The following is a 2,983-nucleotide window of genomic DNA, read 5'->3' on the forward strand; positions in this document are numbered from 1 at the left end:
GGTTCAAATCCTGGTAGGGCGTTGAATGTGTCCCCCAACCATTCCCAGACGTTTCCTCTAAGATCGTAAAGTCCAGAAGCACTATTAGCTGGTTTGAACATTCCCACTGGGCTGGGGGAAATGAATTGTAAGTTGAGATTATAGTTACTTGTTAAGTGCTTATGCTCAGAGGTAAGTAAGGCTTGATTCCATTCCGCTTCAGTCATCAAGCGAATTTCTGAGCCTTGAGAACGACAAAATGCGATCGCTTCGTAGTAATTGACTTCCACAGGCCAGTCTAGCGGTAAGTCTATTTCGTCGAATGTGGCTCGATAGCGGTAGCCATCCCGGAAGGGTATCCAGAATTTGGGATGTTGGACGTTGTAGAGTTGCTTCCAATCCCAAGATTCAGCATTCCAGTAATCTGGGTTATTGTAACCACCAGCTTGAACAAATTTCAGATATTCGCCGTTAGTGATTAAATATTGACTAGCTAAAAACGGTTTCACTTCAACAGTGCGATCGCCATATTCGCTATCCCAACCATAAGTAAGATCATCCTTGGATTTTCCTAGTTTCACCACACCACCCGGAACCCGGCGCATTTCATTGTTAGGAATCTTCGCGTTACTAGGTGCGTAATTCCAGTCTTGGGGACGTTTTAAGCGATCGGTAGGCAATTGACGCACCAGCATCGACGAGGTTTCAAAGTGAATCCGACTATGTTCTATTGCCATCAGCAAAGCCCAGAAGGGATGCTGTTGATGAATTGGGAGATCCAGGGAGGTATTTTGAATAACCTTTGCGATCGCCTCTCGTGCCTTGTCTCGATATTGCCAAACTTTTTCTACATCAGGCCAGCTAACCCCTTGCATAGCTGCGTCGAGTTCTGTCGGTGTTTGTGGATCAACTCCGATTTCAAATAAGGTTTCGTATTGTGAATTAATTCCAGCTTTGATTAAACCAACGCCAAGTAACTTATTGATGAAAAAAACAGCTGAGTGACCAAGATAAAAAATTATCCGGTTTCTTAAAGGATCGGGGTTAAGATAAAAAGTTTCTTCCTCGACCAAACTTTTCATGAGTGTTTCTTCAAGTTCCCAAGAATTCTCAAAGTAGTTGAGCAGGCTTTGTGAACTGCAATCATTGAGTGTCGGGACTTGAATTGATGTCAGTTTATTTATGGTTAGAACTAAAGCCATGATATTTTTGACAGAACATTCATCAGACAAATTACATAAACTACGACTTCTTACAAAAAAAAGTGTTGTTCATCACATTTTGTCTTGTGTCGTTATGATCAGACAATCTACTAAATTTGTAAATAGATAAAAGGTGTGGTTAAAATTACTCTAATTACGGCTTGTCAAAATAATATAAATAATGTATTAACGTTGAACAAGTATAGGCGAGGTTAAAACATTCAATAACTGTCTTAGTGCTATCAGGTTAAGAGTTTTGCAACTAATTAGAAAAGCATACGGCGATGCCTTCACAGTAGGCATCGCGGATTTTAGATTAGATAAAATCTAAAATCCCAAATCGAGTTACCGATTCACCGCCGCAGCTTCCCGTGCTGCTGCTGCTTGATCTGGGTGGATACCCAAGCGAGTGAGATTAATCCGACCTTTGTTATCAATTTCGCGCACTTTGATAATCACTTCATCGCCCACCGCTACTTCATCCTCAACTTTGCCAACGCGGTAGTCAGCTAGTTGTGAGATGTGGATCATCCCTTCTTTTCCAGGCAGAAATTCCACAAATGCACCTATCGGTATAATCCGAGTGATGCGTCCTGCGTAGACATCCCCTTCGTGCAGCTTGCGGGTCATGCCTTGGATGATGTTTCTAGCTCTCTTGGCCTTGTTCTCATCCACAGCAGAAATTGTTACGATGCCATCATCTTCGATGTCAATTTTTGCACCAGTTTCCTCTGTGATGCTCTTAATAGTTTTGCCTCCAGGCCCGATGACCAGACCAATCATGTCTGAATCAATCTTGATTGTTAACAGACGTGGGGCATAAGGTGAGGTTTCAGTCCGTGGCGTGTTAATGCAGGCGAGCATTTTCTCCAGAATGTGCAACCGGGCTGATTTGGCTTGGTGAACGGCTTGGGCAATAACCTCCAACGACAAACCGGAGATTTTCATATCCATTTGCAAGGCGGTAATCCCGGTATCCGTCCCGGCAACTTTGAAGTCCATGTCGCCCAAAAAGTCTTCAATACCCTGGATATCAGTGAGGACTCGCACTTCATCCCCTTCCTTAATCAGACCCATTGCCGCGCCACTGACGGGTTTGATAATTGGTACACCAGCATCCATCAGGGCTAGGGTGGAACCGCACACTGAACCCATTGAGGTGGAACCGTTGGAGGAAAGTACTTCCGATACGATGCGAATCACGTAAGGAAATTGTTCTTTCGACGGTAGCACAGGTAGTAACGCTCGCTCTGCTAATGCGCCGTGACCAATTTCGCGCCTTCCTGGGGCCCGCATTGGCTTGGTTTCCCCAACTGAGAAAGGCGGGAAGTTGTAATGGTGCAGATAACGTTTGTGTTGATCTAGCTGCATGTCATCGTTGAGGTTTTGGGCATCCCCAGGTGTACCCAGAGTACAAGTGGATAATACCTGAGTTAGTCCCCGGTTAAATAAACCACTCCCGTGGACTCGTTTTGGTAAGACATCAACTAAACAAGAAACAGGTCGCACTTCATCAAGTTTACGACCATCAACGCGAACGTTATCTTCAATGATTTGCCGCCGCATAAAGTATTTGGTAATATCTTTAAAAGTGTTACCAAGTGCCTTGCTATTTGCAGTTGCGGCAACTCGAATTGGATCTTCTTCTGGCAGTTCAGTAATCGTCGTGGCAATTTCATCCTTGACGACATCTAAAGCGGCATCGCGTTCGGGTTTGGTGAATTCAAATTGAGACAGGATTTTCTTAATCTGGCCGCTAGCGCGATCGCGGATATAATTTTCTAGCGTCTGGTCTCCTTCTG

At 44.3% G+C, this 2,983-nt stretch carries 2 protein-coding genes; both read right to left on the reverse strand.

What is annotated here, in order from left to right; all coding sequences use genetic code 11:
• On the reverse strand, positions 1–1,181 hold a 1,181-nt coding region (gene ovoA / locus LC574_RS33630; RefSeq protein WP_229457931.1), incomplete at its 3' end, for a 5-histidylcysteine sulfoxide synthase.
• A 345-nt stretch (positions 1,182–1,526) separates the two neighbouring features.
• Positions 1,527–2,983 (reverse strand): polyribonucleotide nucleotidyltransferase (locus LC574_RS33635; RefSeq protein ID WP_229457933.1); only part of this gene is annotated, 1,457 nt, incomplete at its 5' end.

Source organism: Nostoc sp. CHAB 5715 (genome assembly GCF_020829685.1).
GTDB lineage: Bacteria > Cyanobacteriota > Cyanobacteriia > Cyanobacteriales > Nostocaceae > Nostoc.